Raw genomic sequence first — 26853 nt, 5'->3', positions numbered from 1 at the left:
GATGAGTATGAATCTAATCACGATCTTTTATTTGATCGCGTCGATATGTTTTATTCAGGCACTTAAAGGCCTCTCTCATCCAACTACTTCACGCCGTGGCAACCTGTACGGCATGATCGGTATGGCAATTGCGGTCGTAACCACACTGGCGCTGATTATGAAGCTTAGCGTGCAGTTGGCCGATGGCGGCAGCCTTGCCCATGGTATTGGTTATGTGTTGGTCGGTCTTTTAGTTGGTGGTACAGCCGGTACCATTATGGCTAAACGTGTCGAAATGACCAAAATGCCTGAGCTCGTCGCTTTCATGCACAGCATGATTGGTTTAGCTGCGGTGTTTATCGCGATTGCTGCAGTAGTTGAGCCGCAGTCTTTGGGTATTGTTGAGCACATCACCGATGCTATTCCAGCTGGTAACCGTCTTGAGTTGTTCTTAGGTGCTGCGATTGGTGCGATTACCTTCTCAGGTTCGGTGATTGCCTTTGGTAAGTTATCCGGCAAGTACAAGTTCCGCTTGTTTCAAGGCGCACCAGTGTCGTTTAAAGGCCAGCACCTGATTAACTTAGCCGTTGGTTTGCTGATTATTGCTTTGGGTATCTACTACACTTTCACCGGTAACCTCACAGCATTTGCTGTTGTTGTTGCTTTGGCATTTATTATTGGCGTACTGATCATTATTCCGATTGGTGGTGCTGATATGCCGGTTGTGGTATCGATGCTTAATAGTTATTCCGGTTGGGCTGCAGCAGGTATTGGTTTCTCGCTGAACAACTCAATGCTGATTATTGCTGGTTCGCTCGTAGGCTCGAGCGGTGCGATTCTCTCTTACATTATGTGTAAAGCGATGAACCGCTCATTCTTTAATGTGATCCTTGGCGGCTTTGGTAATACACCTGATGCAGCAGTCGCTGGTGCACAGCAAGAGCAGCGTCCAGTGAAGTCAGGCTCCTCCGATGACGCAGCATTTTTGCTGAGTAATGCGGATACTGTGATTATTGTTCCTGGTTATGGTTTGGCCGTAGCCCGTGCGCAACATGCCCTGATGGAGTTGGCTGAGAAGCTGACCAATCATGGTGTCACTGTTAAATATGCGATTCACCCTGTCGCCGGTCGTATGCCAGGCCATATGAACGTGTTACTGGCTGAAGCCGAAGTGCCTTACGAGCAAGTGTTTGAGATGGATGACATCAACTCAGAGTTTGGCCAAGCTGACGTAGTCTTGGTGCTTGGAGCCAATGATGTGGTCAATCCAGCGGCTAAAACAGATCCAAACTCAGCCATTGCAGGTATGCCGATTCTTGAGGCTTACAAAGCGAAAACAGTGATCGTCAATAAACGCTCTATGGCCAGTGGTTATGCAGGTTTGGATAACGAACTGTTCTATATGGACAAAACCATGATGGTGTTTGGTGACGCGAAGAAAGTCATTGAAGATATGGTGAAAGCGGTAGAGTAAATTATTGTTATAAAATGACGGTGTTCTATAATTGCCCTGGTACATGTTATGTGTGCTGGGGCATTTTTTATGCGGCGGGTTAATCCGCAAGATAAAAGGTCACGTGGCTTGATTATAGTCAAGGCTGGCCTGTAAAAAATCCCAGCAAATCGACCTTAGTATAGCTGTGAAAAAATCTTATAGGCATAGAATGCTAGGAAGTAGTCAAAGCCTCTGAAGTGTTGTGATGTGCACTGATTGCCTCAGTTAACGCTCAGAAAAGCCTTTATCATCAAGGCTGCTATCCGACATATTTCCAAACAACAACTCTTTACAGGTGGTTGCATGAGCACTGATTTAAGTAAATTTATTCGTAATAAAGCATTTCTAGACAAAGTTGTTACAGCAGAAGAAGCAGCTACGTGGATTGACGATGGCATGACTCTGGGAATGAGTGGTTTTACCTTATTTGGTGAGCCGAAACTTTTCCCTAAGGCATTAGCAGAGCGCGGAAAGAAAGAGAAATTCAAAATCAATCTGTTTACCGGCGCGTCTATGGGGCCAGCTGCAGACCAGTCCATGGCTGAAGCTGACATCATTAATTTGCGAGTTCCATACCAAGGCAACCCTGTTCAGCGTAAAAAAATCAACGCAGGCGAAATTTTCTATATTGATCAGCATTTATCTCATGTCGCTGAGTCAATTCGTCAAGGCACTTACCCAGGTGTTGACTACGCAATTATTGAAGCTGCGGCGATCACTGAAGATGGCGATATTATCCCTACCGGTTCTGTGGGTAACTCTCCGATCTTCTTGGCTACAGCTAAGCATGTGATCATTGAATTGAATATTAGTGCACCGCCTGAATACGAAGGTATGCATGATATTTATATGCAAACGCCAGCTGGCGAGAATACCCGTGAAGCAATCCCAATGTTTGAAGTTAGCAAACGTATTGGTACGCCAGGCATGAAAGTTGATCCTGCGAAAATTCGCGGCATCATCATTTCAAGCGAACCTGATATTGCATCACCTCTTTTTGAACCTAACGCAGAAACGCAGCAGATTGCTGATAATCTGCTGCACTTTCTCGGTGAAGAAGTTAAAGCAGGCCGTTTAACTGAAAGCCTTGCCCCTCTTCAGTCTGGCGTAGGCTCTGTAGCGAACGCTGTACTTAATGGTATGAAAACCTCAGGTTTTAAAGACATCATTGTTGCCTCTGAAGTATTGCAAGATGGTGTGTTTGACCTGATTGATGCCGGCGTAGTGAAGTTTGCTGCGGGTACAGCGCTGTCTCTGTCTGCCAAGCGTGTGGCAACATTGGGTAAAGACTTAGCCAAGTACAAAGATAAGATCGTCTTCCGTCCTCAAGAAATTTCTAACCACCCTGAAGTGATTCGTCGTTTAGGTATTATTTCGTTCAACACTGCGTTGGAGGTTGATATTTACGGTAACGTCAACTCAACGCATGTTGGCGGTACGCACATGATGAACGGTATTGGTGGGTCAGGCGACTTCGCACGTAATGCGCGTATCACTATTTTCGTGACTCAATCAACTGCTAAAGATGGCAAGATCTCAGCAATCGTGCCATTTGTGACACACGTTGACCACACTAACCACGATGTTGATGTGATCATCACTGAGCAAGGGTATGCAGATATTCGTGGCTTGGCACCAACTCAGGCGGCAGAGCGTATCATTGAAAACTGCATGCATCCTGATTATAAGCATCAAGCACGAGAGTACTTAAAAGAAGCTAAAACACGTGGCGGCCAAACTCCGCATAACTTGCAGAAAGCATTCTCATGGCACCAAAATTATACTGAAAACGGCACCATGTTGTTGAAGTAAGCTCATTTAACAAAAGCATCTGCTGTGCAGGTGCTTTTATTTCAGTGAGTCAGAAAGGCATATGTTTTTAAGCATTTGCCTTTTTTTATGCACGCTGTATATCTAAGCTGGAGTCCAGCCAGGCTGAGCCAACAAAGTCGGGTTGCGTACTGTTGATGATGTGAAAGACTAAGGCGAAGTCACGCCACTCATAGTTGGTATCAATGTGTGAATCGAGACGCGATAAAGATAAAGCAATTGAGTAATGGCCTTTACCAATATTGGCTGGAAAGGCATAGCGATAAACAACTGTATCGCCCTCACTTAAATCGATGATCTCACGCTTGAGTCGATGGGTATTGATACCGTAAATCGCTTGTCCCATACGATCTTTGATCATGAATCCGAGAACCAGTCTTGGGATATCCTGTTTAATATCAACATGCACTTCTAAGGTGACTGGGCTGCCAACTTCAATGACTTCAGTGGCTTTGCCGTGCTTATCAAGTAAAGCCACAGAACGAATCGATGCTTCACCTGTGCCTGAAATCGTGCGGACTTTGCCATTATCCAAACGTTCTTGGCGAATGGTGTGCTGTTCTTTTTCAGCCATCATCGCACCGTAATAGTCCATCACTTCTTCTGGCAGCCCCTCCATCACCAACTTGCCTTTATTCAGTAAAATAGCTCGGTCGCAGACGGACTGAATAGCCTGGCGGTCATGCGAGACAATCAGTAAGGTAGTGCCTTGTTGCCTAAACTGGCGGATACGATCAAAGCTTTTATGCTGAAAATAAGAGTCTCCTACAGAAAGCGCCTCATCAACAATTAAGATGTCGGGACGCCGTGCTGTGGCGACGCTAAAAGCCAAGCGCATTTGCATACCGCTTGAGTACGTGCGCAATGGCTGATCCATATATTCGCCAATTTCTGCGAAGGCTTCAATTGAGGGAATTAACGCGTGTAAGTCCTCCATGCTTAAGCCGAGTAATTGACCTGCCATATAGATATTTTGTCTGCCGGTAAACTCCGGATGAAAGCCCATTCCTAACTCAAGTAAAGCGGCAACACGGCCGCTGGCGACTAGGTGACCTGATGTGGCCTGCGTAGTGCCGGTCAGGATTTTCAATAAAGTACTTTTGCCAGCGCCGTTCATCCCGACCACGCCCAGAGCTTCACCTGGCTTAATGTGGAAGCTGATATCTTGTAACACCCATTTGAGGGTGTGTCTGGGTTTGCTATTTGGAATGAGCCACTCAGCGAGACGGGCCCACTGCGATGGATATGTTTTATAGGCTTTACTCAGCTTAACAACCTGAACTTCACTCATTACAGTTCATCCACGATTTCGCCGGCACGCTTACGGAATAAGCGTAAAGCTAAGATAAATAAAATTAAGGCAATGACGCATGTTGGCCATAAACTGTGCCAGTTTGGCCACTCGCCGTAGACAAAAATACCTTGGTAAGCTTGTGCGACCGCAGTCATCGGATTGAGCTCAATCCACTTCTGCGCTGCTTTTGGTGCGATATTCAGCGGATAGATAATGGGCGTAAACCAAAACCAAAACTGCAAGACCACGCTCATGAACTGGCCGACATCGCGAAAGAAGACGTTCAGCACACCTAAAATAATGCCGAGGCTCATCGCAAAGACGATTTGTAGCAGGATCAATGGGAAAATGGCGAGCATACTGAGGTTTGGCGCGTTACCGGTGACCAGCAAAAAGCCAATGAACAAAGCAAAAATGATTGAGAAGTTCACTAAGCTGCTAAGTACGGAAATAATGGGCAATGTTATGCGCGGAAAGCTGAGCTTTTTTAACATGTTGCCATTATCAAGAAACACACTTTGACCGCGAGCGATCATTTCTTGGAAAAACCCCCAGGTTAATAAGCCAGCGCAGAGGTAGATACCATAGGCAAGGTTGTTGTCCACGCCCGTTAAGCGCGCGCGCATCAGTTGTGAAAAAATTACGGTATAGACAATAATCATTGCTAAAGGGTTGATGATGTTCCACAACGCCCCGAGCAAGGAGTTACGGTAGCGCGACTGAAACTCGCGCTTAACACTGCCGTAAATAAATCCTCGATAACCCCACGCTGCCTTTAATAGGTCAGCGCTCATTGTGCGACCCTGCCGTATTGATCAGCAAAACGGACGATATCATCCTCACCTAAGTATTCACCGCTCTGTACTTCAATCAGTACCAAGTCAATGACGCCTGGGTTTTCTAAGCGATGCTGATGGCCAGCGGGGATAAATGTCGATTCGTTAGTGTTAATTAAGCGCTCAGAAACACCGTTGATGACTTTCGCCATACCTTGTACCACGATCCAGTGCTCACTGCGGTGGTGATGCATCTGTAACGATAAAGCTGCTCCAGGCTTAACTTCTAAACGTTTGATTTTAAAACGTGAGCCTTCCTCTAAGATGGTATAGCCACCCCAAGGACGAAACACTGTTTTATGTAAGCGATACGCATCGTGCTTTCTCTTTTTCAGCTGTTTAACCACTTCTCTAACCTGTTGCGCCTGATCGGCGTGAGCAACCAGTAAAGCGTCAGGGGTATCGATAATGATAAGGTTGTCGATGCCTACCGTAGCGATTAGACGCTGAGAGCTTTGTGCGTAAGTGTTTGTAGTGTTGATAAATAAACTGTCGCCCAGCGCTCGATTGTTATCAACGTCTGGGTTGGTCAGTTTACTAAAAGCCACCCAATTGCCGATGTCGTTCCAGTCAAATTGTGCAGGAATCACGGCGACCTGCGCCGAGGCTTCGATTAATGCATAGTCAATCGAGATGTCTTCAACTTTATTAAAGGTCATGCAGTCGAGTTCAACTTGAGTGATTTTACCTTGCGTATTGCTTTTGCTGGTTTCGATGCACTTTTTGGTTTGCATCAGCAGTTCATCAGCATGCTGTTGCACTTCGGCGAGTAGGGTGCCAATCGAAAAACAGAAAATCCCAGAGTTCCAGAGGAATTTATCACTGACTAAGTATTGCTCCGCGGTGGCGAGATCAGGCTTTTCCACGAAGCGTGCCACCGTGTGTGCTCCTTGTGCATCCAGAGGTTGCCCGCATTCGATATAACCAAACCCTGTTTCAGGTGAAGTAGGTTGAATACCGTATGTTACTAAATAGCCTTGCTTGGCTAAGCTGGCGGCATGCTTGGTGGCTTTGATAAAACCCGCTTGATCTTCAATCAGATGGTCTGCTGGCATCACCATCATAATTGCTTCATCACCGTACTGTTCGCGCAAGGAAAGCGCCGCTGCAATGATAGCCGGTGCGGTGTTACGACCGACCGGCTCGAGGATGTAGCGTGCGTTATATTCATGTAACTCGGCGGCGTTAAAGTGATCGCGGCTTTCGAAAAAATGTTCGCGATTGGTGACTGTAACAATTTCCGCTGCACCATCACAAATCGCGGCGGCGCGCGCGTAAGTTTTACTGAGTAAAGACTCGCCATCGGGCATTATCATGAATGGTTTTGGGTGGCCTTCTCGCGAAACTGGCCACAGGCGTGTACCCGAGCCGCCAGAGATAATAACTGGAATAATCATGGTTAATTACTCCTTAGTGACGCGACGTAAGTCTGCGTCGACCATCATTGTGATGAGTTCTTTAAGGCTGGTTTTAGGCTGCCAATTGAGAACGCGCTGTGCTTTCGCTGGGTTGCCTAACAAAATATCAACTTCGGCTGGACGGAAGAACTTAGGGTCAACTACAACATGGTCTTCATGGTGGAGACCGACATGTTCAAAGGCTAATTTGCACATATCGCGCACTGTGGTGGTGACCCCCGTCGCGATCACATAATCATCGGCTTGCTCTTGTTGCAGCATCAGCCACATCGCTTCAACATAATCACCTGCAAAACCCCAGTCGCGTTTTGCGTCAATATTACCTAAATGAAGTTTTTGCTGTTTTCCTAGCTTGATCCGAGCGACTGCGTCAGTCACTTTGCGGGTTACAAACTCAATGCCGCGTAGCGGTGATTCGTGATTAAATAAAATTCCGCTGGAAGCATGCATGGCAAAGCTCTCACGGTAGTTGATAGTAATCCAGTGACCATACACTTTGGCTACGCCGTAAGGACTGCGCGGATAGAACGGTGTGTTTTCATCTTGATGAGCTGCTTGGATTAGACCAAACATTTCACTGGTCGATGCTTGATAAAAACGTGTATGCGGTGAGAACTGACGCAGGGCTTCTAGCAAATGCGTGACCGCGATGCCGTCAACAATTCCTGTGGTTACCGGCTGGTCCCAAGATGAGCCAACAAAACTTTGGGCGCCCAGGTTATAGAGCTCATCAGGCTTACTGGTGATGACTGCGCGCTGTACTGAACAAGCGTCTGCAAGATCACCATCGAGATAAATGATGTCGTTTTCGATACCCAATTCACGCAAACGCCAACGAGTGTCACTGCTGCGTCGTGCCACAAAGCCATAGACTGTGTAACCTTTATCAAGTAGAAACTTTGCCAAATAGGCACCGTCCTGACCTGTAACGCCAGTGATTAATGCGCGCTTAGTCATTTTTTTCTCCTGCGATTGATTAAAGCGTTACAGACTGTTATTTGAGTTTTCTGTAGTGCTTTGTTTTTATTATTAGGTGTATTGCTGCTTATTTTTTTATAATTTATAACAGATTTTTATAAATCTCCGTGTACGCACGTCCCATATTTTGCGCGGTAAATAGATTTAAATAGCGTTGTCTTGCCGCCATTCCGTATTGTGCAGCGAGTGCTGGGTTATCCCACAGTTGTTGCAGTGCATTTTTCAGAGCATTGCTGTCTGCAGGAGGGACCACCAGCCCTGTCACGTGGTGTTGATTGACATAGCTTGTGCCGGTGCCTATTTCGCTACACACCATGGGCTTGGCAAACATCGCACCTTCAAGCAGGCTGATGCCAAAGGCTTCAGAGCGTAAGTGTGATGGGAAGACCATCGCATAGCAGGCCGCTAAAAGATCGGCTTTGCTTTGATCATCGGTTTGCCCAATAAAGTGAATGTTGCTTAGATTTAAGCGTAGCGCTTGTTGTTTTAGCTCGTGCTCAACCGGTCCTGCGCCAACGATTACAAGTGGCCAAGGTGAATGTACGCAGGCATCCAGTAAATACTGTAAGCCTTTGTAATAGCGCAAAACGCCTACGAATAAAAAGAAGCGTGCTCCAAAACGTTGTTGTAAAGCGCAGACTGCTTCAGGGTTTGCTTTTGGATAAAGGGTTTCTTCCAAGCCAATCGCAATTGCTTGTGTTTTATGCAGATGACGTTGCAAAACAGGCGAGCTAGTAACGTAGTTAGGACTGGTTGCCGCAATCACATCGACACTGTCCAGAAAGCGATGCATCAGCGGCTGGTAAATACGCAGTAAGTTTTTTTGCCTGACAATGTCTGAATGATAGGTCACTACGCTAGGTTTTCCGGTGCGGGTGATAAAATGCACGACATCCATAAACGGCCATGGAAAATGATAGTGAACTAAGTCTGCTTGGGCTGCTAGCTTAGCAAAGGTTGAAAACACTGATAGAGAAAAACTTGTCGAGGCAATGCTGAGGTTTTCTTTCGCTTGGACATGGCGATAATGCGCAGTCTGCAGAGGAGGGTCGGGGCATGTCGAGAGCGACAGGACTGTATTCACACAGCCTAACTGTGTAGTGGCGTGAGTTAAGTGACGAATAAAACTTTCGCCACCACCGAATTGGTTCTCTGAGAACGTTTTATAAAAGTGTAAGACTTTCAAGTCAACCCCTGAGCACTGATCCGTATGCTTTGCGTAATTTTTATATTTTTATATTTTTATTGTTTATTGAAGCTTTTGATATACCGCTAAGGTTTGCTTAGCACAAGTTTGCCAAGTAAAGCTCTGTGCATGCTTGGTTGCAAAGTTGCCAGTTGATGGACATGCAATCCGCCTTTCTAGTTCCCTTTGTAGAACATTTGCGAGCTCATCGCAACTGCTGGAGTCGTTTAAGCACGCGCCTTCTAACGCAAATTCTGCCATCGCTGAGTGGCGTGCACAGATAACCTTGACTCCGCTTGCCATGGCTTCTAATACAGGTAAGCCAAAGCCTTCATACACAGAAGGGTACGCAAATAGTGCGGCACCGGCATACAGTAAAGGTAAATTACTGGCATCAACGAACTTTAATAAACGTAGACTACCTTCGCTTTGCATCAATGCGATACGCTTCATCAGTGCGCCGTTACACCAGCCAGGAGCGCCGGCTAGCACTAGAGTGAAACTGCTGCGCAGCTGTTCTGGCTGTTGCTGCCAAGCGTCGAGTAAAACCTCAATGCCTTTGCGTGGCTCTAATGTGCCGACAAACAAAACATAGCCACCATGCTGTAAACCCTGACTGTTTAAAAACGCTGCTGTTTGGCTTGGCGTATAGGGTTTAAAGCGCGAGTCCACGCCTAAATGTACGCAGGTGACTTTTTGTTCATCAAGGTTGTAGCGTTCGAGCAGTTCGTCGCGGATAAAGTCTGAGTCAGTAATCACTGCGTCGGCACGCGCTAATGTTTTGGGTAACTCTTTGCTCAGCCAACTGACCCGTTCAGCCGGATGATATTGAGGGTAGTGAATAAACGAGAGGTCATGGACCGTAGTAACGCTGGGCCCTGAGTATTTTTTTAAAATAAAATTAGGCTCATGATAAATCGTGTATTGCCCCTGTTTGGCCAGTTGCTCGAACTGATAGTCAAGCCAAGCTGAGCGAAGCTGGTAGGCATAAGGTAAGGTGCGGATGGATTCACGTAGTTGTTGTTGCCATGCTCGACCTTCTCCTCTAGTGGCATTCTCTCCAGCGCGCTGCTGCAATAGCGCGCTCAGCGAGTGGATCTGCCGTCCGTTAAAACAGTCGAGTTGTGCTACTTCTGGCTGCTGTTGTAGTGCTTGTAATAAATGCAGGGTGTAGTTGCCGATTCCTGTCAGAGGCGGACGCAATGATTCGCTATTGATTAAGATTTTCATTGTTGAAACGCCAGTTTTTCACGCCAATCATCGAGTAAGCTCTGTAAGGCTGTGGCTAATGTGTGCTGTGGTTGCCAATGGGTGGTTGCGCGCAAGCGCTGGCTATTGCCGACCGCGAAAGGAATATCAGACGGGCGTAAGCGCTGTGGGTCGAGCGCTATGTGTATCGACGTGCTACTCAATGATTGTAACGTATCGAGGACCTCCTGAATCGAGCAGGGAACACCCGAGGCAATATTGAAGATGCGCTGTTCAAGTGGCGTGTTACGCAAGTCAATCAGGGCTAAATACGCGGCACATACATCGCGAACATCCAAAAAATCACGAGAAGCGCTCAAGTTGCCCACTTGTAAAGTAGGTGTTTGTAAACCTTGCTCAATAGCTGCAATTTGCTTGGCAAAGGCTGCGGTAACGAACGCTTCGGATTGGCCCGGACCAATATGATTAAACGGGCGGGCAATCACACCTTGCAGGCCTTGTTTGAAATACTGTTGACAGGCCAGTTCTGCCGCTAGTTTGCTGGCGGCATAAGGGTTCATTGGCTGGCAAGGACTGTCTTCTGCTAGCGGCTGATTACATTTAAACGCCTCACCATAGACTTCTGATGAGCTGACAAACAATAAAAACGCTTGCGGTGCATATTTATGCAGTGCTTCCAGCATGTTGACAGTGCCCAGTACATTGGTCTGCCAGGTTAAGACCGGTAGGCTAAAGCTGGTTGGCACATGCGATATAGCGGCTAAATGAATGACCACATCTGGCTGTAATATTTGGATCAATGTCATTAGCGCATGTTCGTTACGCATGTCCAAGCTGACGATTTGGTCAGCCTCTGCTGTGCTGAGGAGTGAGGAGTCAGAGCTAATAGCGAGGGTTACCGTATAGCGCTGTCGATCAATTAGCTTGGATAGCGTTTGACCGACAAAACCGTTGGCACCAGTGAGTAATATTTTTATTTTTATCATGGTCGAATTAGGCATCCTAGGAACGACAACAGATCATCTGCTTGCGTCGACGCAGACAAGAGCTGTGTCGACTAAAGTAGTGTCTAGTGTTCAACTTAGTCGATATCAATCTGCAGCTCAAGAGGTGTCACATACTGGTTTTCAAACCAAGCAACGCTTTCTTGAAGCAGGGTGACTTGTAAAATATAACGGCCAGCCTGTGCCGGGGCGACAATCTGCAAATGGACTGTTTGCTCAGCCCCAGGAACTACAATGCCCGCAAGAGAGGTGCGTTGACCCTCAAAAGTCAGTATGTTTTTCTTCAGATCAAGCCAGTGATATGACAAGCGAACAGGTTTTTCTGCCGTCTCTGACGACCAGGCGCTGGCACTGACATTCTTAACCTTGATGGGCAAAGTAAATGCTGTGCTTTTAGGGGCTTGCCATTTTTTATTGGTGGAAAAGTATTGCGCCGCAAACACTTCTTTATTGGTGGCAAAGCCGTGTTGTGGAGAAGGACTCATGTAGTCCACCCCATTTGATTCAGAACATCCATAAATAATTAAAAAAGATAAATTAATAAATATAAAACGTATAAAAGCTTTCATATAGAATTCGCCTGATAGTAAATTATTGCTAGCTATAATTTAAGATTAACATTTTATGAAGAACAGTTTTTAGAGGAAAAAATAGCGCTTAGACAAAAATACCGAGATAAAATATATTTTAAGATAACAGTTTCCTATTTATGGCGAAGCGTCTTATATGTTCATATATATATGGATTTTTTTTAAGTATTTTCACAAATATTTTTTTCAAAAAAGGTACATTTACAGTTACTTTAATGAATAATTTAAGTGCACCTCTAGCTGATGACCTTAAAATTTTAAATATATTTTTTAATAGACTCTGTATCATGCGTGAGAATAAACGCATTGGATAGGTAATGCGCCAAGACGTGCTATTTTTCATTTTAATTATTTTTTCTTTTACAATTTTGTTTTGTAATAGTAATTCTTCAATTCTTTCTTTGTGTGTATTTAATGTTTCTTGGCTAAAAAGCTCTTTTTTATTTTGCGCTGAATTTTGTTTTTTGTGTTTATAAAATAAGTTTTCTTTTGCGGAAATTATTTTTTTAATACTCTGAGCGCTTTGATACCAGGTTAACCATGCACCAGTGTAAATGTTATTATTTGATTGATGAGTATCTGATAATAACCAACTCTTTAAGCATTTAGCTAAAGTAGCGGGTGTGTTATCGGTAAAATAGAGTGCTTTACTGCCGATTATTTCATTAAAAACCGGTATATCACGAGCGATAATCGGTAGGTTGTTTTTCATGGCCTCAATAATAGGTAGACCGAAGCCTTCACCCTCTGAAGCGGCTAGCAAACATGAGCTATTGGAGTACAGATGCTCTAAAAACTCATCGCTTATCGAGTTAAACCAAAAAATATTTTTATTCAGCTTTGGATGAGTTTTGATACGTGTAATCAAGCCATCAACATGCCAACCTTGTTTACCAACTAATATCAGGTTCGCCGTGATACCTTGTTCCCATAATAATTCGAAAGCGCTTAATGCTTGAGCTTGACCTTTACGCGGCTCCAATGTGCCAACGCAAAGAAATGAAGGTTGAGATTTGATTTGTGACAAAATAGTTTCAGCGTGTTCAGGCAGTCCTGAGGAAGGTATTGAGTTTTCAATATCGGCGCCTAGATGAAACCAGCTAACTTTTGCAGGCGGTATAGAGATATGAGTTTGGTCGCGCAGCCAGTCAGACAGCTCATTTGCAACAGCATTAGAAATACATAAAAGATGATCCATATCGGCAAGTATGCTTAGCCACTGCTTATGTATGTCTTCAACGCCCGCTGGGAAGTTATGTGGCATGAGAATGGGTAATAGATCGTAGACAACAAAACTGACATAAACGCCATCATCACGCATTTTACGCAGCAAGTCTTGTTGCGCGATAACAACGTGGTGTTGTAAGTCTAAACCTAAAAAAATATCTCCGCTTTTATACTCTATAATAGAATCTTTTTTATTATATTTTTCAAAATTAATAAGTTGGTTGTTATAGATATAACTATTTGCACAATAGTAACCCAGTCTATCAGATGTTGCGTAAACAGGCTGCGAGTGAAAGTTTTCTAGAGGGTTTTTTAATAGCTCTAACAGTAAGCTGCGAGTGACACGTTGAATACCCGTCGCTGCATCTTTTTGGAAAAGTTCTGAGATGTCGATAAACAGAGTTTTCATGTCTGGCGGGTAATCAATTAAATCGACAATATTTGTAATCTCGATCCGTTCCTGTGCCGTCGTATCCTCACTGTAGGTTTTTTCTAACCGAGTTAACACTTCACTGCGTATTTGTTCTGAAGACTTATAGGTTGCTATAGGATGAGTTGCCTGCATGTCCTCCAGCGATTTTATTGAGTTCCTCGCCACTGTATCCCACGAGAACTTTTGTACTTGCTTGATGCTGTTTTTTTTCAGTTTAGTTCTGTGGTCAATGTCAGTCAGAGCTAAGCGAATTTTATTGCTCATATCTGTGAGTGAGAACGGGCAAAAGAGCGCCTCATCAATGCCAATGACTTCAGGGAGGCTTGACGTATTGGCCGCAATCACTGGCGCTCCGCAAGCCATAGCTTCGAGCACCGGTAAACCAAAGCCTTCATGCCAAGAGGGGAAAACGAAAAGCTCACACAAATTATACAGCTCAACCAGTTCGCTATCAGATATGTAGCCGGTAAAGTACAGTTCATCCTGCGTCAGTCCTGCTTGCTCTGCGATCAAGCGTAATTCTGTCATGTTGCCTTCAGGCATGCGTCCTGCAAACACTAACTGGTGCTGATCGCGCAATGAAGCAGGCAATGCTGTGTAAGCTTTAATTAGAGCTGGAAGGTTTTTCCGAGAGTCTGCACCACCGGTATAGAGCACAAAAGGTTTGCTGATGCCAAGCGATAAGCGTCGTAGGCCATATTCATCTGCACAAATATTTAGCGGTGCAAAAAAAGGCTCAATTGCAATCGATTGATGGACTACATCATCTGTGTGGAATGGCAGCATTTCTAATGCTTCTTGGCGCGCAGATTCAGAGATAGCAAATAGTTTTTTAGCAGATTTTAATTGCTCAATTTTTTGTAAATAATGTTTTTTATACAGAGGGTTAGGAGCTAAATACTGTTCTTGATTAAGCAGCGGAATTAGGTCAAGCATGCTCACGCTGACAGGTGTGCAAGAATCATACAAACCAATACTTGTCACAGCATTATCAATAAAACCCTCAAAAAAGCTTGGTATGTGTACGACATCAGGCGCGAGGCTTTGGATAAACGCTTCTCTCAGTAATTGCGCGCTTTCACGACGCCATGTGTTGTTTGCATCGCTGTCATTAACAGGGCCTATGGCATGCCATTCATAAATATTTTCACTCGGCAAAAGACTTTCAAATTCGGAGCGAATGTAAGGAATGCTATCTTGCAATAAGCCATTTAAGACTAACAGTACTTCATGGTCGCCACGATTACGTACAATTGCTTTAGCTAAAGAAAGCGTATAGCGCCCAATGCCACGGTAGCGACTCTCTGTTTGCGCACCTTGTAAATCAATAACAATCCGCATGATTATATTTATTATCCGGTTGAGTTAAATAAAAGTTTTATAAAGGCTTGCGAGCAATAATCACCTGGCTCTTTGGCATACTTTTATCCAAAGCTTTTTTAATCCGTGGGCCATCAGGCAGAGCCAGTAAAGTGTTCCAAGTATTTGTCCACTGTTCTAACAGAGGATGCCAGGGCGGCGATAAATCTTGCTTGCACGCCCAAAAGAAGAACCACCAAACTGACCAATAAAAGCCATAGGACGATTGCTGTTCAATCACTAAGCCGGCATTTGTTACAAGCTGAGTAAACTCATCGCGTTCAATAATACGAATATGATTGGGGTGTTCAAAATAGACCGGTGGTGCAATATCCAGTTGCACTTTCTCGCCAACCGGGTCTGGTACTGTCAGTAAAAACTGTGCGCCAGGTTTGGCGACGCGCACCAGTTCACGAAGAAATTGCGCTGGATCTTCAACATGCTCCAGCACTTCCATGGCAATGATTTTATTAACCCGATTTTCAGGCAGCGGAATGGGATTAGCGTCAGTGACGAGTGGGATTAAGACACGCGCAGCTGAGTGTTTAAGGGTTTCCTCAGCGGCTGCCACAACATCAGGGTTGATATCAGCAAAGATGATTTCTGCTCCTTGGCTGGCGCAAAAGTTAGTAAAGCCTGCAGCGCCACAGCCAATATCTAGCACACTGTCTTCTGCGCTGATTTTAAAACCGGTAAATAACTCACCGGTTTGCGCTGAGAACCAACCACTGAGTAAGTTGTCTTGTAGGGCTGGATCAACTTGTTCTTCAGTTTTCATAGGTTCTGGATCTGACGTTGTGGCAGCCGGCTCTAGGGTGTCAACCACAGACTCTGAATGTATCGCCTGTTCAGCAACTATTGGGTGTGCGTGTCGTTCGGGCTCGACAGGAGTCATTCTCGCTGTTTTTTTGCGAGAAAAAATGTTTAACCATTGCATAGTCTAATTTCCTTTAATTGTTGTTCTGAGTAGCGCCTGCCGTAACGGCGTAAAGGGTTTTCAACAAGTGCGTAACTGCCAATTACTGCGGCAGGTAACAGCACGCAGAGCAAGACTAGAGCCAGCCAATTGCTATTAATTGTTGTCGGTAAAAGATTTTTTTCAGCCAAACGAAAGAGGATTTCTCGAATAGCGAAATAAACAGGGATGTGAGCTAGGTAAATCGAGTAAGCATGCTGGCCTAACCAAAGTAGTATTTTTTTAAGCGGGAGATAAGGAATAAAGGTGTTGCTATTAAGTGTTGCAATTAAGACTAAGTAGGCGCTGATTAAGGCCAGCCAGCTGTATTTATAAGTAACAGCCAAGGCTTCACCAGATAGAGCGGCCAGTAGTGCTATGGCACAAAAAAGTGTTAGCTGGTTAAACCATTGGGGTAGTTGTAGTAATTTATCGCGTAGCACAGGCCAGTAGTTGCTGTGGTGCAAATAAGCGATCAATACCCCGAGAATGACACCGTCGGTACGCAGTGTAATCAATGATAAGCTATAAATTCGTGGTGTTAGTAGTTGTGCTATAGCTAGTGCAACTAAAAATACCGGTGCGTAGCGTCTAAAGATCAGCAGCAAGAGTGGCAGTATAAAATAGCATTGCTCTTCTAAGGATAAACTCCAGAATACAAAGCTGGCGCCGTATTCACTCTGCATAAAGGTATGGGCAAAACGAAAATTCGCATAGTGGAAAAAGCCTGCTAGAGTCGCGTCCAAGTTGGCTTGTAAGGTGCCGAATGCCCCACTGTGGTTAAAGCCTGTCACACAGAGCAAAATGATCGTCAGCCAAAGCCAGGCAGCCGGCCATAATCGCCAAGCGCGACGCAGCCAGAATGCCTTGAGCAGCTGTTTTTGCTGAGTAAAATTACGGTGCTTATTGAGCTGTGCTAGCAACGAGTATGCGACTAAGTAGCCTGAAATCGCCAGAAACATATCGACCCCAAACCCACCCGCAAATTGTTGTTTAAACTGCAGCAAGGCTGGTGGTAAGTTGGGAAATAAGTTGTCCATATGCTGCAATAAGACGGCCATAATGGAATAGCCACGCAGAATCTCAATGTCCTCAATCTTGCCTGACATGACTTATTTTCCGCGCAATAATAATTTGGCTTTTCGGTAAGACGTTATCCAGCTGACGTTTGGTGATTTCCGCGCCGGGCAACTGCATCATTTGATCCCAGAGCTGAGCCCACTGATTGGTCAGAGGAAAGTAGGGCGGCTGTACAGCATCGTGGGCGACCTGGTCAGCTTCTTCTCCACCAGCGCGAAGACTTGTCCAGTGCAGCATCATCCAAAACATCCAGAAGAAACCGTAGCTGTCATGCTTAATGATCTGTAAACCTGCTTCTTCGACCAGTTTGGCAAATGCTTCACGTTCAAAAATATGGATATGGTTAGGGTGCTGGTAGTAGCTTGCTGGCGCGAGTGGTTTTTGGATGTGCTCGCCTAAAGCATCCGGCACGCTAAAAAGGTATAGCGCATTGGGTTTACCTACCCGGACTAACTCTTTGAGTACCACAAGCGGATCAGTAACGTGTTCAAGCACTTCCATGGCAATAATACGGCTGGCATATTCATCGTCCAATGGTAGTGGCTGGCTGTCAGAGACAATACCTTTGATTGCTCGCGCTTGACTGTTGTGTAATTTTTTTGCGACAGAGTCGACTGTGACAGGATTTACATCGACAAAAGTTACGGCAGCGCCTTGTTTAGCGCAGAATAAGCTTGCACCGCCTGCGCCGCAGCCAATTTCCAGCACATCATCTTCAGGGTTGATAGGGAACCCGCTAAACAGCTCACCGGTTTGGCTTTGATACCAGCCACTTTTTACGCAATCGACAAAACCTGTATTACGCGCATCAATAAAGTGTGGATCACGGGAATGATTCAACCACTCTTCGGCTGACATACGTTGACTAAGTTGCTCAATACTATGACGCTCAGGCTTTATGGGGAGTATTCCGAAGATACGGCGCAGTTGATCTAATGCATGGGCTTGTGAGCAGTGTCCTTGCATCCGCTCAATGGCGTTTTTCGATAGCTGCTGATAACGCTCGGGTTCGTCTGTAAAGCAGAGGAAAGCTTGTTGGTAGCACTTAACCAAAGATGACCAATCAATTTGGTGACGTAGCGTGCGGTACGCCACGCGAGGGTCGTGGGGCCAGGCGGTGTAATCGGCAAAGCTGCGCACCACAAACCCGACAGTTTCATCCATATAATCGAGCATAGCTGAGTGGTGCGGAGCAATGGCAGGCTTACCGCTGGATAAGTATTCCATCAGTGGAAGGCATTGACCCTCACCGAAAGATGTATTGACGATAAAATGCGTGGCTTGAGTTAAGCGCTGATAGTCCTGATCAGGCAAATGGCCGTGAATCAGTATCACCCTGCATTTTATATCGCCAAAGCGGGCCAAGGTCAGTAGTGCATTACGCATGGCGGTGCGGTAGCGGCGGTGCCCGAGTTTAAAAACCAGCGTGGCATCAGATCTGTCTTTAAACGCGATACAAAAAGCAGTGAGCATGTCGCCCCAGTTTTTACGCCCATCATAGGGGTTAAAGACACTGGTGAAAACCACACCGCTAAGTTTGATATGATGAGTTTTACGCTGCCAGTGCGTGCCTGCGGTGTTGCTGTTTTTTTCTATCGCCAGCTGTTCACGCCATTGTTTAAAATGATACTTAGTCAGTTGCCAGGCACTAAGTTTTGCTGCAGCGGTAACTGGCTCATTGCCTAGGATCTTGTCCATATATGAGCGTAGAACAGTTTTATTCGGAAACCATTGGTCTTTATTGCGCGCATGAGTGTCAAAAACAATAGCATCGTCAACTTGCAACTTATAAACGGTGTTTGCAGTTCCTGTTGGTGCCAGACGTGCACTGGCATATTTATCCCACACCGGTGCTGGGATTGATAGCACTGGGAAACCATCACCCATGGCGTCACGTACGCTTTTTACAGTGAACTCTGAATGCACAATCGCCGCATTGCATTGACGTAGACTATGTGTCCAATCGTCTTGTGGCTGGTCGGACCACCAAGCCTCGTTGGGTAAGGTGTCAAATTCCCAAGCAAACACTGGGATGGTTGGGCATTTGAGCCCTAGACGGGTTAAGTGCGGCGGCATAAACGATAAATAATATGCCTGTTTACCTTGGCTGTAGGCCGCCTCGTATAAAACATCCACCTCGTCAGGTGAATCAACAATCACTACTTCGCCGAGTTGCTTTAATACTGGCAAAAATTCTTTTAGGACAAAGTAATAGCTGTATTCCGGTACGCCGACATTGTCAGCAATGGTGTGCTGGTTCAGCTTGGAGTAAACAAAGAAAATCATATTGTGGCCTTATCAGCTACCAGAGCCTGAGCCTGATTTTGCCGCTGTTGAGCAGCGGACATGGTTGAAGTTAAAAATGTACCGAGCTTTTCAGTAATATGATGCAGATTACAGAAATGCTGCATACGTGCTGTAGCGGCAAGAGACATCTGCTGATAGCGCTCAGGTTGCTGTTCAGCAATGTGCTGACTGCTTTGAAAATGTTGCATCACGGTGTGCCAGTTAATGCGATAGCGGTGTGTATTAAAATGGCCATAAGGATCAGGTGCCCATTGGCATGGCTCAGGTGTGCTATCGATCATGAAACTGAAATCTGGATTAATATAATCCAGCATCGCCGTATTATTAGGTGCAATAACTGGTTTGCCACTGGATAAAAACTCCATCAGTGGTAAACATAGGCCTTCACACATCGAGGCATTGACATAGAAGTCGGTGATTTTGATTAAGTTGTCGTATTGTTCTTTTTCTAAAAAGCCATGCACTAAAATGATACGGCAACTGAAAGGCGCCAAGCGCGAGAGCACAGTCAATAGCTCAATGCGGTAAGTTTCTAAATCGTGGTGTGTGGCCTTAACGATTAAAGTGACATTAGGCTCATCACGAAATGCCCAACAAAAACTGGTCAGAATAAAACGCCAGTTTTTACGGTTGTCCATAGGGTTTACCACTGTGGTGTAGACCGTGCCTGTTAACTCAATATGGTAGTGGTTATTGGGTGTTGCAGTTGGCGGCTCTCCGTGTGAAATTTGCGTAGTAGCGTGCTGGCTTTTATTTGCCGCGCGGCGCCAGGCTTGCCAATGCTCTTTGGTTATTTGCCAGGTGCTTTTGCGAGTCATAGGAGGTGGTGGTGTGAACAACGCATTAGGTTGCGGTCGTTCCATATGCTGCACTAAGCCATCGGCAGATAAGCCCAAGGTCAGGCTGTCATACATAAAACCATGAAATTCAAAACTACGATTTGGCTGCTGGGGTAACCAGCCGTACGCTTGGTTTAGATGTTGGAAACGGTCAAATACAGGTGCGGGTAAGGCGATTACTGGATAGTCCTCACCCATCGCATTGCGCACGGCTTGGGCGCTTTCTTCGCTACAAGCAATAACTCCCGCCATGTGTTCAAACACATAACGCCAATCGTTGCGCGGCTCGTTATCCCAGGCTTGATTTGGAATATTGTAAAATTCCCAAGCAAACAGACATACCGTCGGGCAGCGTAAACCCACAGGTGTTTGGTGCGGAGGACTGACGCTCAGAAATATAACGTCCTCACCGGCAGCTGCGTATTGGTCATACAAAGTATCGACTTCATCGAGAGAGCTGATTTGTATGAGTGTGCCAATCTGCTCTAGCGCAGGTAAAAACTCGCGAAGAAGAAAGTAGTAGCTGTATTCAGGTTTGCCTAGGGATTCAACAATATTGCTTTGCGAAATCTTGGAATTAACTAAGATGATCATAAAATATCCAAATAACAGCACTCATCCGCAAGGAGCGATCTGGTGCTTTTTTATTATTATTGCTTTTGGATAATCTACTAAAGTGGCAAGCGCTTGTCGCCTCTTATTTGTATTTTTAATGAGGCTTTTCGAGATATTGTTTTTTTTGTGAACAAGAGTGCGCTATTAGTCGTAAAGAGTCCGCGACCTTGTCTAGCTCGGTGCTTGGTTGTTAGAGGCTAGACCACTTCAATCAGCGGGATGCTAAGTTTTTCTATTAACAGAGCTTGCGCGTTACGAGCAGCTTTTTCCTCATGGGGGAGAATATGTTGGTAGCTACCATCGCTCTGTAAAAGCCACGCATGAGTGTTGTCGCTTAAGTAAGCTTGCAGTTCCTTTTTAACACGCAAAATCATTTTTTTGTTTTCTATCGGGAAGCACGTTTCGATACGCTTATCGAGATTACGCTCCATCCAGTCGGCGCTAGAGAGCAAGAGTTGCTCATCACCGCTGCTGTTGAGGAAGTAAAATACGCGGCTGTGTTCGAGTAGCTGACCAATAATGGAGCGCACTTGAATATTATGCGATACCCCGGAAATACCGGGACGTAGGCAGCACATACCGCGGACAATAAGGTCGATTTTTACCCCTGCTTGGCTGGCCTTATAGAGTGCTTTGATCATGCGGGCATCAGTCAGTGCATTCACTTTAATTATGATGCGAGCATCTTTGCCTTCGCTGGCATTACTGGCCTCGCGGGCAATGAAATCCAGTAAGGTTTTTCTTAGGGTAAAAGGCGCATGGAATAATTTTTTCATGCGTAAGGTTTTACCCATACCAATTAACTGGTTAAACAGCTTGGAAACATCTTCACAAAGATCTGGGTCTGCAGTAAGCAAGCTGTAGTCGGTGTACAGACGAGCGTTACCGGCATGGTAGTTACCGGTGCCGAGGTGCGCGTAACGAACAAAGTTTCCATTCTCGCGGCGCAAGATAGAGACGATTTTAGCATGAGTTTTGAAGCCAACTACGCCGTAAATCACTACCGCTCCAGCGGCTTGCAAGCGGCTAGCTAAGGCTAAGTTAGACTCTTCATCAAAGCGTGCACGCAGTTCAATGACGACGGTGACTTCTTTGCCATTACGTGCAGCATCAACTAAGGCGTCAACGATTTCAGAGTTAGCTCCGGCACGGTACAAGGTTTGTTTGATGGCCAGTACATTTGGGTCTTTAGCCGCGCGACGCAGTAAGTCTATAACAGGGGTGAAGGACTCAAACGGGTGATAAAGCAAAATATCTTGCTTGCTGATAGCTTGGAAAATATTTTCGCTATTTTGCAGCGCTTTAGGAATAGCGGGAGTAAAAGGCGGAAATTGTAAATGCGGATGGCTTTCGAGGCTTGTAACCTTAAATAAGCGGGTTAGATTGACTGGGCCATTGACTTGGTACAGTTCAGCAGGCGATAGGCCAAACTGATTGAGTAAAAAGTCGACTAGGTGCGCGGGGCAGGTGTCAGCCACTTCTAAGCGTACCGCATCGCCAAAACGGCGTGAGTAAAGTTCACCGCGCAGTGCTCGAGCTAAGTCTTCAACGTCTTCAGCATCGACGGATAAGTCAGCGTTACGAGTCAGGCGAAACTGATAGCAGCCTTTCACACTCATGCCATGAAATAAATCATCAGCATGCGCATGAATCATTGACGATAAAAAAACATAGTTAACCCCAGGGCCACCAATCTCCTCCGGCACTTGAATGATGCGTGGTAGCAAGCGCGGTGCTGGTAAAATAGCTAAGCCCGAGTCGCGACCAAAAGCATCGATACCTTCAAGCTCCACAATGAAGTTTAGGCTTTTATTGACCAGTAAGGGGAATGGGTGGGTCGGGTCGAGACCTATTGGGGTAATAATTGGGGCAATTTCTGCATCAAAGTATTCTTTGACCCAAGCTTTGATTTTGCTGGTCCATTTGCGCCTGCGAATAAAGCGTATTTCTTGCTTGGCGAGTTCAGGCAGCAAAATATCATTGAGAATTTGATATTGGCGATCGACCTGTTCGTGTACCACTTCCGCGATGCGCGCTAAAGCTTGATGTGGTTGTAAACCATCAGCGTCGGCTTGCTCGCGGGCGTAGGTGATTTGTTTTTTGAGGCCAGCAACACGGATTTCAAAAAACTCGTCAAGATTGCTAGAGAAAATCAATAGAAATTTGAGGCGTTCTAATAAGGGTGTCGACTCATCTAGAGCTTGCTCTAAAACGCGAATATTAAACTGCAGTTGTGACAGTTCGCGATGGATATACAGGCTGCTGTCGTCGAGATTTGTTATCGGCGCTATGGCAACGCAGGGCTCGTCAGCGGTCACAGTCTCGGTGCTTTCCGAGATTGTGTCAGCTGATTGGTCAGCTTCCTTGGTTAGCACTACTGACTGGTTTAATCCTGCGTTGCTCATAGACTCTCCGCTATAAATTAAGCGCCTTGTTTTAGTTGTTTGGCTGCATGCACTGCAAAGTAGGTCAAGATACCGTCTGCCCCAGCACGCTTAAATGCGACTAAGGATTCCATGATCACGGCTTCGTTTAACCAGCCGTTTTGAATCGCCGCCATGTGCATCGCGTATTCGCCGCTGACCTGATAGACAAAGGTTGGCGCTTTAAATTCATCTTTGACACGATGCAGAATATCTAAGTACGGCATGCCGGGCTTAACCATGACCATGTCCGCACCTTCGCTTAGGTCGGTAGCAACTTCATGTAAGGCTTCATTACTGTTGGCAGGGTCCATTTGATATGTGGATTTATTGGCTTTGCCTAAGTTGGCGGCTGAGCCGACTGCATCACGGAATGGACCGTAGTAGGCGCTAGCGTATTTTGCAGAGTAGGCCATGATGCGCACATTGGTGTGGCCAGCCATTTCTAAGGCTTCGCGAATCGCCTGGATGCGGCCATCCATCATGTCCGATGGTGCGACAATCTGCGCACCCGCCTCAGCATGAGAAAGTGCTTGGCGTACTAATGCGTCAACAGTCTCTTCATTTAATACATAATTGTTGTCGTCTAAAATACCGTCTTGACCATGCGTGGTGAAGGGGTCGAGGGCAACATCAGTAATCACACCAAGCTCTGGAAAACGCTCACGCAAAGCGCGCACGGCACGTTGGGCGATACCTTCTGGGTCCCATGCTGCGGCAGCATCTAATGATTTACTTTCTAATGGCGTCACTGGAAATAGCGCCAGTGCAGGAATCCCCAGTTCGACCCAGAGTTCTGCTTCTTTGAGCAAAAGGTCAATAGAGAGGCGCTCAACACCTGGCATCGAAGGCACTGCTTCTCTGCGGTTGCTGCCGTCTAAGACAAATACTGGGTAAATGAGATCATCAACACTCAATTGGTTTTCACGTACTAAACGACGTGAAAAATCATCACGACGGTTGCGGCGCAAACGAGTGGCGGGGAAAATTCGATTGGCAGTATTGGTGCTCACAGTAGCTCCTCATCCCGTAAAAGCGGGTCATATAACGGTTTGTAGGCTAATAGTATGACGAAAAGATTACATAAGTGCGAAAGCTGTGTGATTTAAATGATGCGGGTTAACCCTTTGTTAAAATTAATCTGTGGAAAGTGCCATGGAGTGAATCTTGAAAAATAATACTATTGCAACGCCTAGGTGCTCTGGTATTATTCACACCCTGTTTTTCGTGCGGTACTCGACAATGGTGTTGGGTGGCGGCACGGTTATGTTGAGGAAACACCATGAAAGCCGATATTCACCCAAATTATGTGCAAATCAACGCTACCTGCAGTTGCGGTAACGTGATTACTACTCGCTCTACCATCGGTAAAGACATCAGTATTGATGTATGTTCCGAGTGCCACCCGTTCTATACCGGCAAACAAAAAGTGCTTGATGTTGGTGGTCGTATTGATCGCTTTAAGCAGCGTTTTGGCGGTTTCAGCGCAACAAAATAATGAGTATTTAAATGACCAATTTCAAATCGGTCGTTGCAATGCTGAAAAAAGCGTCCTTTATGGGCGCTTTTTTTTTGCTGCTATCTTGTGATAGTGCTGCTGCGACTTCGTTCTGCTCGATAAAAGACGCTCCTACTGAGTATGCCGTGCGCAATGTGGTGGATGGCGATACGATTCGCCTTCAAGATGATCGTCGAGTGCGTCTGATTGGCATTAATGCGCCGGAGATGGGTGGTCGCGGCCGTACGACTGAGCCTTATGCCGTGCAGGCTAAGCGCCGTTTAACCGCTTTAATCAAGGCTAATAATAATAAAGTCAGCTTGCGTGTTGGTGAGCACAGCCAAGACCGCTATGGGCGGATTTTGGCGAATTTATATGATCGTAATGGCGTGAGTTTAGAAGAACAGATGGTCGCAGAAGGGTTGGCTTACCATGTGGTGGTTGCGCCGAACGTCGAATTAGCTCATTGCCTGGCTCAAGCTGAGAGTTATCCGCGGCAGCAGCGTATTGGGTTATGGAAGAACGTGAGTTTTATTTCTACGCAGGAACTGAATCAAGGCGGTTTTACTTTGCTGCAAGGCCGTATCCAAAGTGTGCAGCGTAATCGCGGCGGTGTTTGGCTCGAGCTCGAGCATTCGGTTAGCGTAAATATTCCACTGAGTTCTTTGCCGTACTTTAAAAATGAGCGTTTCGCACAATGGCAGGGGCGTACGCTAAAAACCCGCGGTTGGGTGTCTGAGCGAAAGGGGCAGTCAAAAAAATATGCTAAATGGCGTTTAACTGCTAGTCATCCAAGCATGCTGGAGTTGCAATAAGCATAAAAATCCTCGGTTTTGGCCGGTAACCTCGAGTGTTTTGTGGTTTTACCCAGCAGAGAGAGCTTGATGTACTTGTGGGGTTTGTAGTTCTTGAGTATGCTCCGAGCTCGTCAAATTTATTCTATAGTCAAGCGGAAATTGCCCATTATGTCTGATCTAAAAACAGCCGCTCTCGAATACCATGCTTCTCCACGTCCGGGGAAATTAAGTGTTGAGCTCACTAAACCTACATCAACAGCGCGTGATTTAGCGCTGGCCTATAGCCCAGGAGTGGCTGAGCCAGTGCGTGAAATTGCTCGCGATCCTGAGTTGGCTTATAAATACACGGGCAAAGGTAACCTTGTAGCAGTTATTTCAGACGGTACTGCAATTTTAGGTTTGGGTAACTTAGGACCCTTGGCTTCCAAGCCAGTTATGGAAGGTAAAGGCGTATTATTTAAGCGCTTTGCTGGTGTGGATGTTTTTGATATTGAGGTTGATGCAGAAAGCCCGCAAGCATTTATCGACACAGTAAAGCGTATCTCAATCACCTTTGGCGGTATTAACCTCGAAGATATTAAAGCGCCTGAGTGTTTTGAAATTGAGCGTGCATTGATCGAGCAGTGCGATATCCCAGTATTTCATGATGACCAGCACGGTACTGCAATTGTAACCGCAGCCGGCATGTTGAATGCCTTAGAGATTGCCGGTAAGACCTTAGAAGAAGCGCGTATCGTTTGCCTTGGAGCAGGGGCTGCAGCAACCGCTTGTATGAAACTGCTGATCAGTATGGGTGCCAAAGTTGAAAACCTATTTATGGTTGATCGTAAAGGTGTGATTCATTCTGGTCGTGATGATCTTAATCAGTACAAAGCGGTATTCGCTCATGAGACCAATTGCCGCACTCTAGCTGATGCAATGGACGGCGCTGATGTGTTTGTTGGTCTGTCAGGAGCTAACTTGCTGAGCGCAGAAAACTTAGCGCGTATGGCCCCAAATCCGATTGTTTTTGCGTGCTCGAATCCAGATCCAGAAATTGATCCAAAACTTGCACATGAAACCCGCCCTGACGTGATTATGGCTACGGGTCGTTCGGATTATCCGAATCAGGTAAATAATGTTTTAGGTTTTCCATTCATTTTCCGTGGTGCATTAGATGTTCGCGCAACCCGAATTAACGAAGAAATGAAAATTGCCGCAGTACATGCTCTGCGTGATTTGGCAAAACTGCCGGTCTCTAATGCAGTATGTGATGCCTATGGAATTGATTGTCTTGAGTTTGGTCGTGAGTACATTATTCCTAAGCCAATGGATCCACGTCTTATCACGTTAGTGTCTGATGCTGTTGCTAAAGCCGCGATTGCGACAGGTGTGGCAACACTTCCTTATCCTAAGCATTATCCACTGACCTCTGTCAGTGAAGTGTTTGATGGCTAAGAGTTAAGAGTTAATAATAAAAAACCCGCTTTCAGGCGGGTTTTTTATTGAGTGAATTAGCTGA

Annotated in this window: 19 protein-coding genes and 1 pseudogene; 5 read left to right on the top strand and 15 right to left on the bottom strand. The window is 45.8% G+C overall.

The features are described from left to right. Position 1 precedes the first annotated feature (1 nt). Together H591_RS0106320 and H591_RS0106315 are read left to right on the top strand one after the other, a co-directional pair. Positions 2 to 1453 (top strand): NAD(P)(+) transhydrogenase (Re/Si-specific) subunit beta, encoded by a 1452-nt coding sequence (locus H591_RS0106320; RefSeq protein WP_028244229.1) that lies wholly within the window; start codon positions 2 to 4, stop codon positions 1451 to 1453. A gap of 324 nt (positions 1454 to 1777) precedes the next feature. Then, positions 1778 to 3286 (top strand): succinate CoA transferase, encoded by a 1509-nt coding sequence (locus H591_RS0106315; protein WP_022966104.1) that lies wholly within the window; start codon positions 1778 to 1780, stop codon positions 3284 to 3286. An 85-nt stretch (positions 3287 to 3371) separates the two neighbouring features. Here the strand turns inward: H591_RS0106315 and H591_RS0106310 are convergent, their stop codons facing one another. The 15 genes and pseudogenes from H591_RS0106310 to hemB all read right to left on the bottom strand — a co-directional run bounded on the left by H591_RS0106310 (position 3372) and on the right by hemB (position 24070). Beyond that, positions 3372 to 4595, bottom strand: a complete 1224-nt coding sequence (locus H591_RS0106310) for an ABC transporter ATP-binding protein (RefSeq protein ID WP_022966103.1) — start codon at positions 4593 to 4595, stop codon at positions 3372 to 3374. Beyond that, positions 4595 to 5392 carry an ABC transporter permease gene (locus H591_RS0106305; RefSeq protein WP_022966102.1) on the bottom strand — a complete coding sequence of 266 codons (798 nt, stop codon included), beginning with the start codon at positions 5390 to 5392 and terminating at the stop codon, positions 4595 to 4597. The genes H591_RS0106310 and H591_RS0106305 overlap by 1 nt, the downstream gene beginning before the upstream one ends. Then, on the bottom strand, positions 5389 to 6831 hold the full coding sequence (locus H591_RS0106300; protein ID WP_022966101.1) for a mannose-1-phosphate guanylyltransferase/mannose-6-phosphate isomerase: 1443 nt from the start codon (positions 6829 to 6831) through the stop codon (positions 5389 to 5391). Before H591_RS0106300 ends, H591_RS0106305 begins: the two co-directional genes overlap by 4 nt. 6 nt (positions 6832 to 6837) lie before the next feature. Further along, positions 6838 to 7809, bottom strand: coding sequence for a GDP-mannose 4,6-dehydratase (gmd, locus tag H591_RS0106295; protein WP_022966100.1), 972 nt, complete (start codon positions 7807 to 7809; stop codon positions 6838 to 6840). Positions 7810 to 7912: 103 nt separating this feature from the next. Further along, on the bottom strand, positions 7913 to 9016 hold the full coding sequence (locus tag H591_RS0106290; RefSeq protein ID WP_022966099.1) for a glycosyltransferase: 1104 nt from the start codon (positions 9014 to 9016) through the stop codon (positions 7913 to 7915). A gap of 63 nt (positions 9017 to 9079) precedes the next feature. Next, complete coding sequence (locus H591_RS0106285) at positions 9080 to 10246, bottom strand: glycosyltransferase family 4 protein (RefSeq protein ID WP_022966098.1); 1167 nt, start codon at positions 10244 to 10246, stop codon at positions 9080 to 9082. Further along, complete coding sequence (locus H591_RS0106280; RefSeq protein ID WP_022966097.1) at positions 10243 to 11211, bottom strand: GDP-mannose 4,6-dehydratase; 969 nt, start codon at positions 11209 to 11211, stop codon at positions 10243 to 10245. The genes H591_RS0106285 and H591_RS0106280 overlap by 4 nt, the downstream gene beginning before the upstream one ends. A 95-nt stretch (positions 11212 to 11306) precedes the next feature. Beyond that, entirely contained in the window at positions 11307 to 11798 is a 492-nt protein-coding gene (locus tag H591_RS0106275; RefSeq protein ID WP_022966096.1) for a hypothetical protein, read from the bottom strand. A gap of 118 nt (positions 11799 to 11916) precedes the next feature. Beyond that, complete coding sequence (locus tag H591_RS14985) at positions 11917 to 14820, bottom strand: glycosyltransferase family 4 protein (RefSeq protein ID WP_022966095.1); 2904 nt, start codon at positions 14818 to 14820, stop codon at positions 11917 to 11919. A 37-nt stretch (positions 14821 to 14857) separates the two neighbouring features. Continuing rightward, positions 14858 to 15616, bottom strand: coding sequence for a class I SAM-dependent methyltransferase (locus tag H591_RS0106265; protein ID WP_084702590.1), 759 nt, complete (start codon positions 15614 to 15616; stop codon positions 14858 to 14860). 146 nt (positions 15617 to 15762) lie between these two features. Continuing rightward, the gene (locus tag H591_RS0106260; RefSeq protein WP_022966093.1) at positions 15763 to 16902 is read right to left on the bottom strand and encodes an acyltransferase family protein; all 1140 of its coding nucleotides are present in this window, start codon (positions 16900 to 16902) and stop codon (positions 15763 to 15765) included. Beyond that, on the bottom strand, positions 16886 to 19159 hold the full coding sequence (locus H591_RS16160; RefSeq protein ID WP_232362422.1) for a methyltransferase domain-containing protein: 2274 nt from the start codon (positions 19157 to 19159) through the stop codon (positions 16886 to 16888). The genes H591_RS0106260 and H591_RS16160 overlap by 17 nt, the downstream gene beginning before the upstream one ends. After that, entirely contained in the window at positions 19156 to 20613 is a 1458-nt protein-coding gene (locus H591_RS0106245; protein WP_028244226.1) for a glycosyltransferase, read from the bottom strand. Before H591_RS0106245 ends, H591_RS16160 begins: the two co-directional genes overlap by 4 nt. Positions 20614 to 20831: 218 nt before the next feature. Next, positions 20832 to 22913: pseudogene (ppk1, locus tag H591_RS0106240) on the bottom strand (polyphosphate kinase 1); the annotation flags it as partial. A 143-nt stretch (positions 22914 to 23056) separates the two neighbouring features. Beyond that, the gene (gene hemB / locus H591_RS0106235) at positions 23057 to 24070 is read right to left on the bottom strand and encodes a porphobilinogen synthase (RefSeq protein ID WP_022966091.1); all 1014 of its coding nucleotides are present in this window, start codon (positions 24068 to 24070) and stop codon (positions 23057 to 23059) included. 269 nt (positions 24071 to 24339) lie between these two features. Between hemB and rpmE the strand changes: the two genes are divergently transcribed. The 3 genes from rpmE to H591_RS0106220 all read left to right on the top strand — a co-directional run bounded on the left by rpmE (position 24340) and on the right by H591_RS0106220 (position 26789). Beyond that, positions 24340 to 24555, top strand: coding sequence for a 50S ribosomal protein L31 (gene rpmE / locus H591_RS0106230; RefSeq protein ID WP_022966090.1), 216 nt, complete (start codon positions 24340 to 24342; stop codon positions 24553 to 24555). An 11-nt stretch (positions 24556 to 24566) separates the two neighbouring features. Next, positions 24567 to 25370, top strand: a complete 804-nt coding sequence (locus H591_RS0106225; RefSeq protein WP_022966089.1) for a thermonuclease family protein — start codon at positions 24567 to 24569, stop codon at positions 25368 to 25370. Positions 25371 to 25520: 150 nt separating this feature from the next. After that, the gene (locus H591_RS0106220) at positions 25521 to 26789 is read left to right on the top strand and encodes a malic enzyme-like NAD(P)-binding protein (RefSeq protein ID WP_022966088.1); all 1269 of its coding nucleotides are present in this window, start codon (positions 25521 to 25523) and stop codon (positions 26787 to 26789) included. Positions 26790 to 26853: the final 64 nt, after the last annotated feature.

The organism is Denitrificimonas caeni DSM 24390 (assembly GCF_000421765.1).
Classification (GTDB): Bacteria; Pseudomonadota; Gammaproteobacteria; order Pseudomonadales; family Pseudomonadaceae; genus Denitrificimonas; species Denitrificimonas caeni.
Note: the sequence above shows the minus strand (reverse complement) of the source record. Positions and strands in the feature narration are given on the sequence as shown.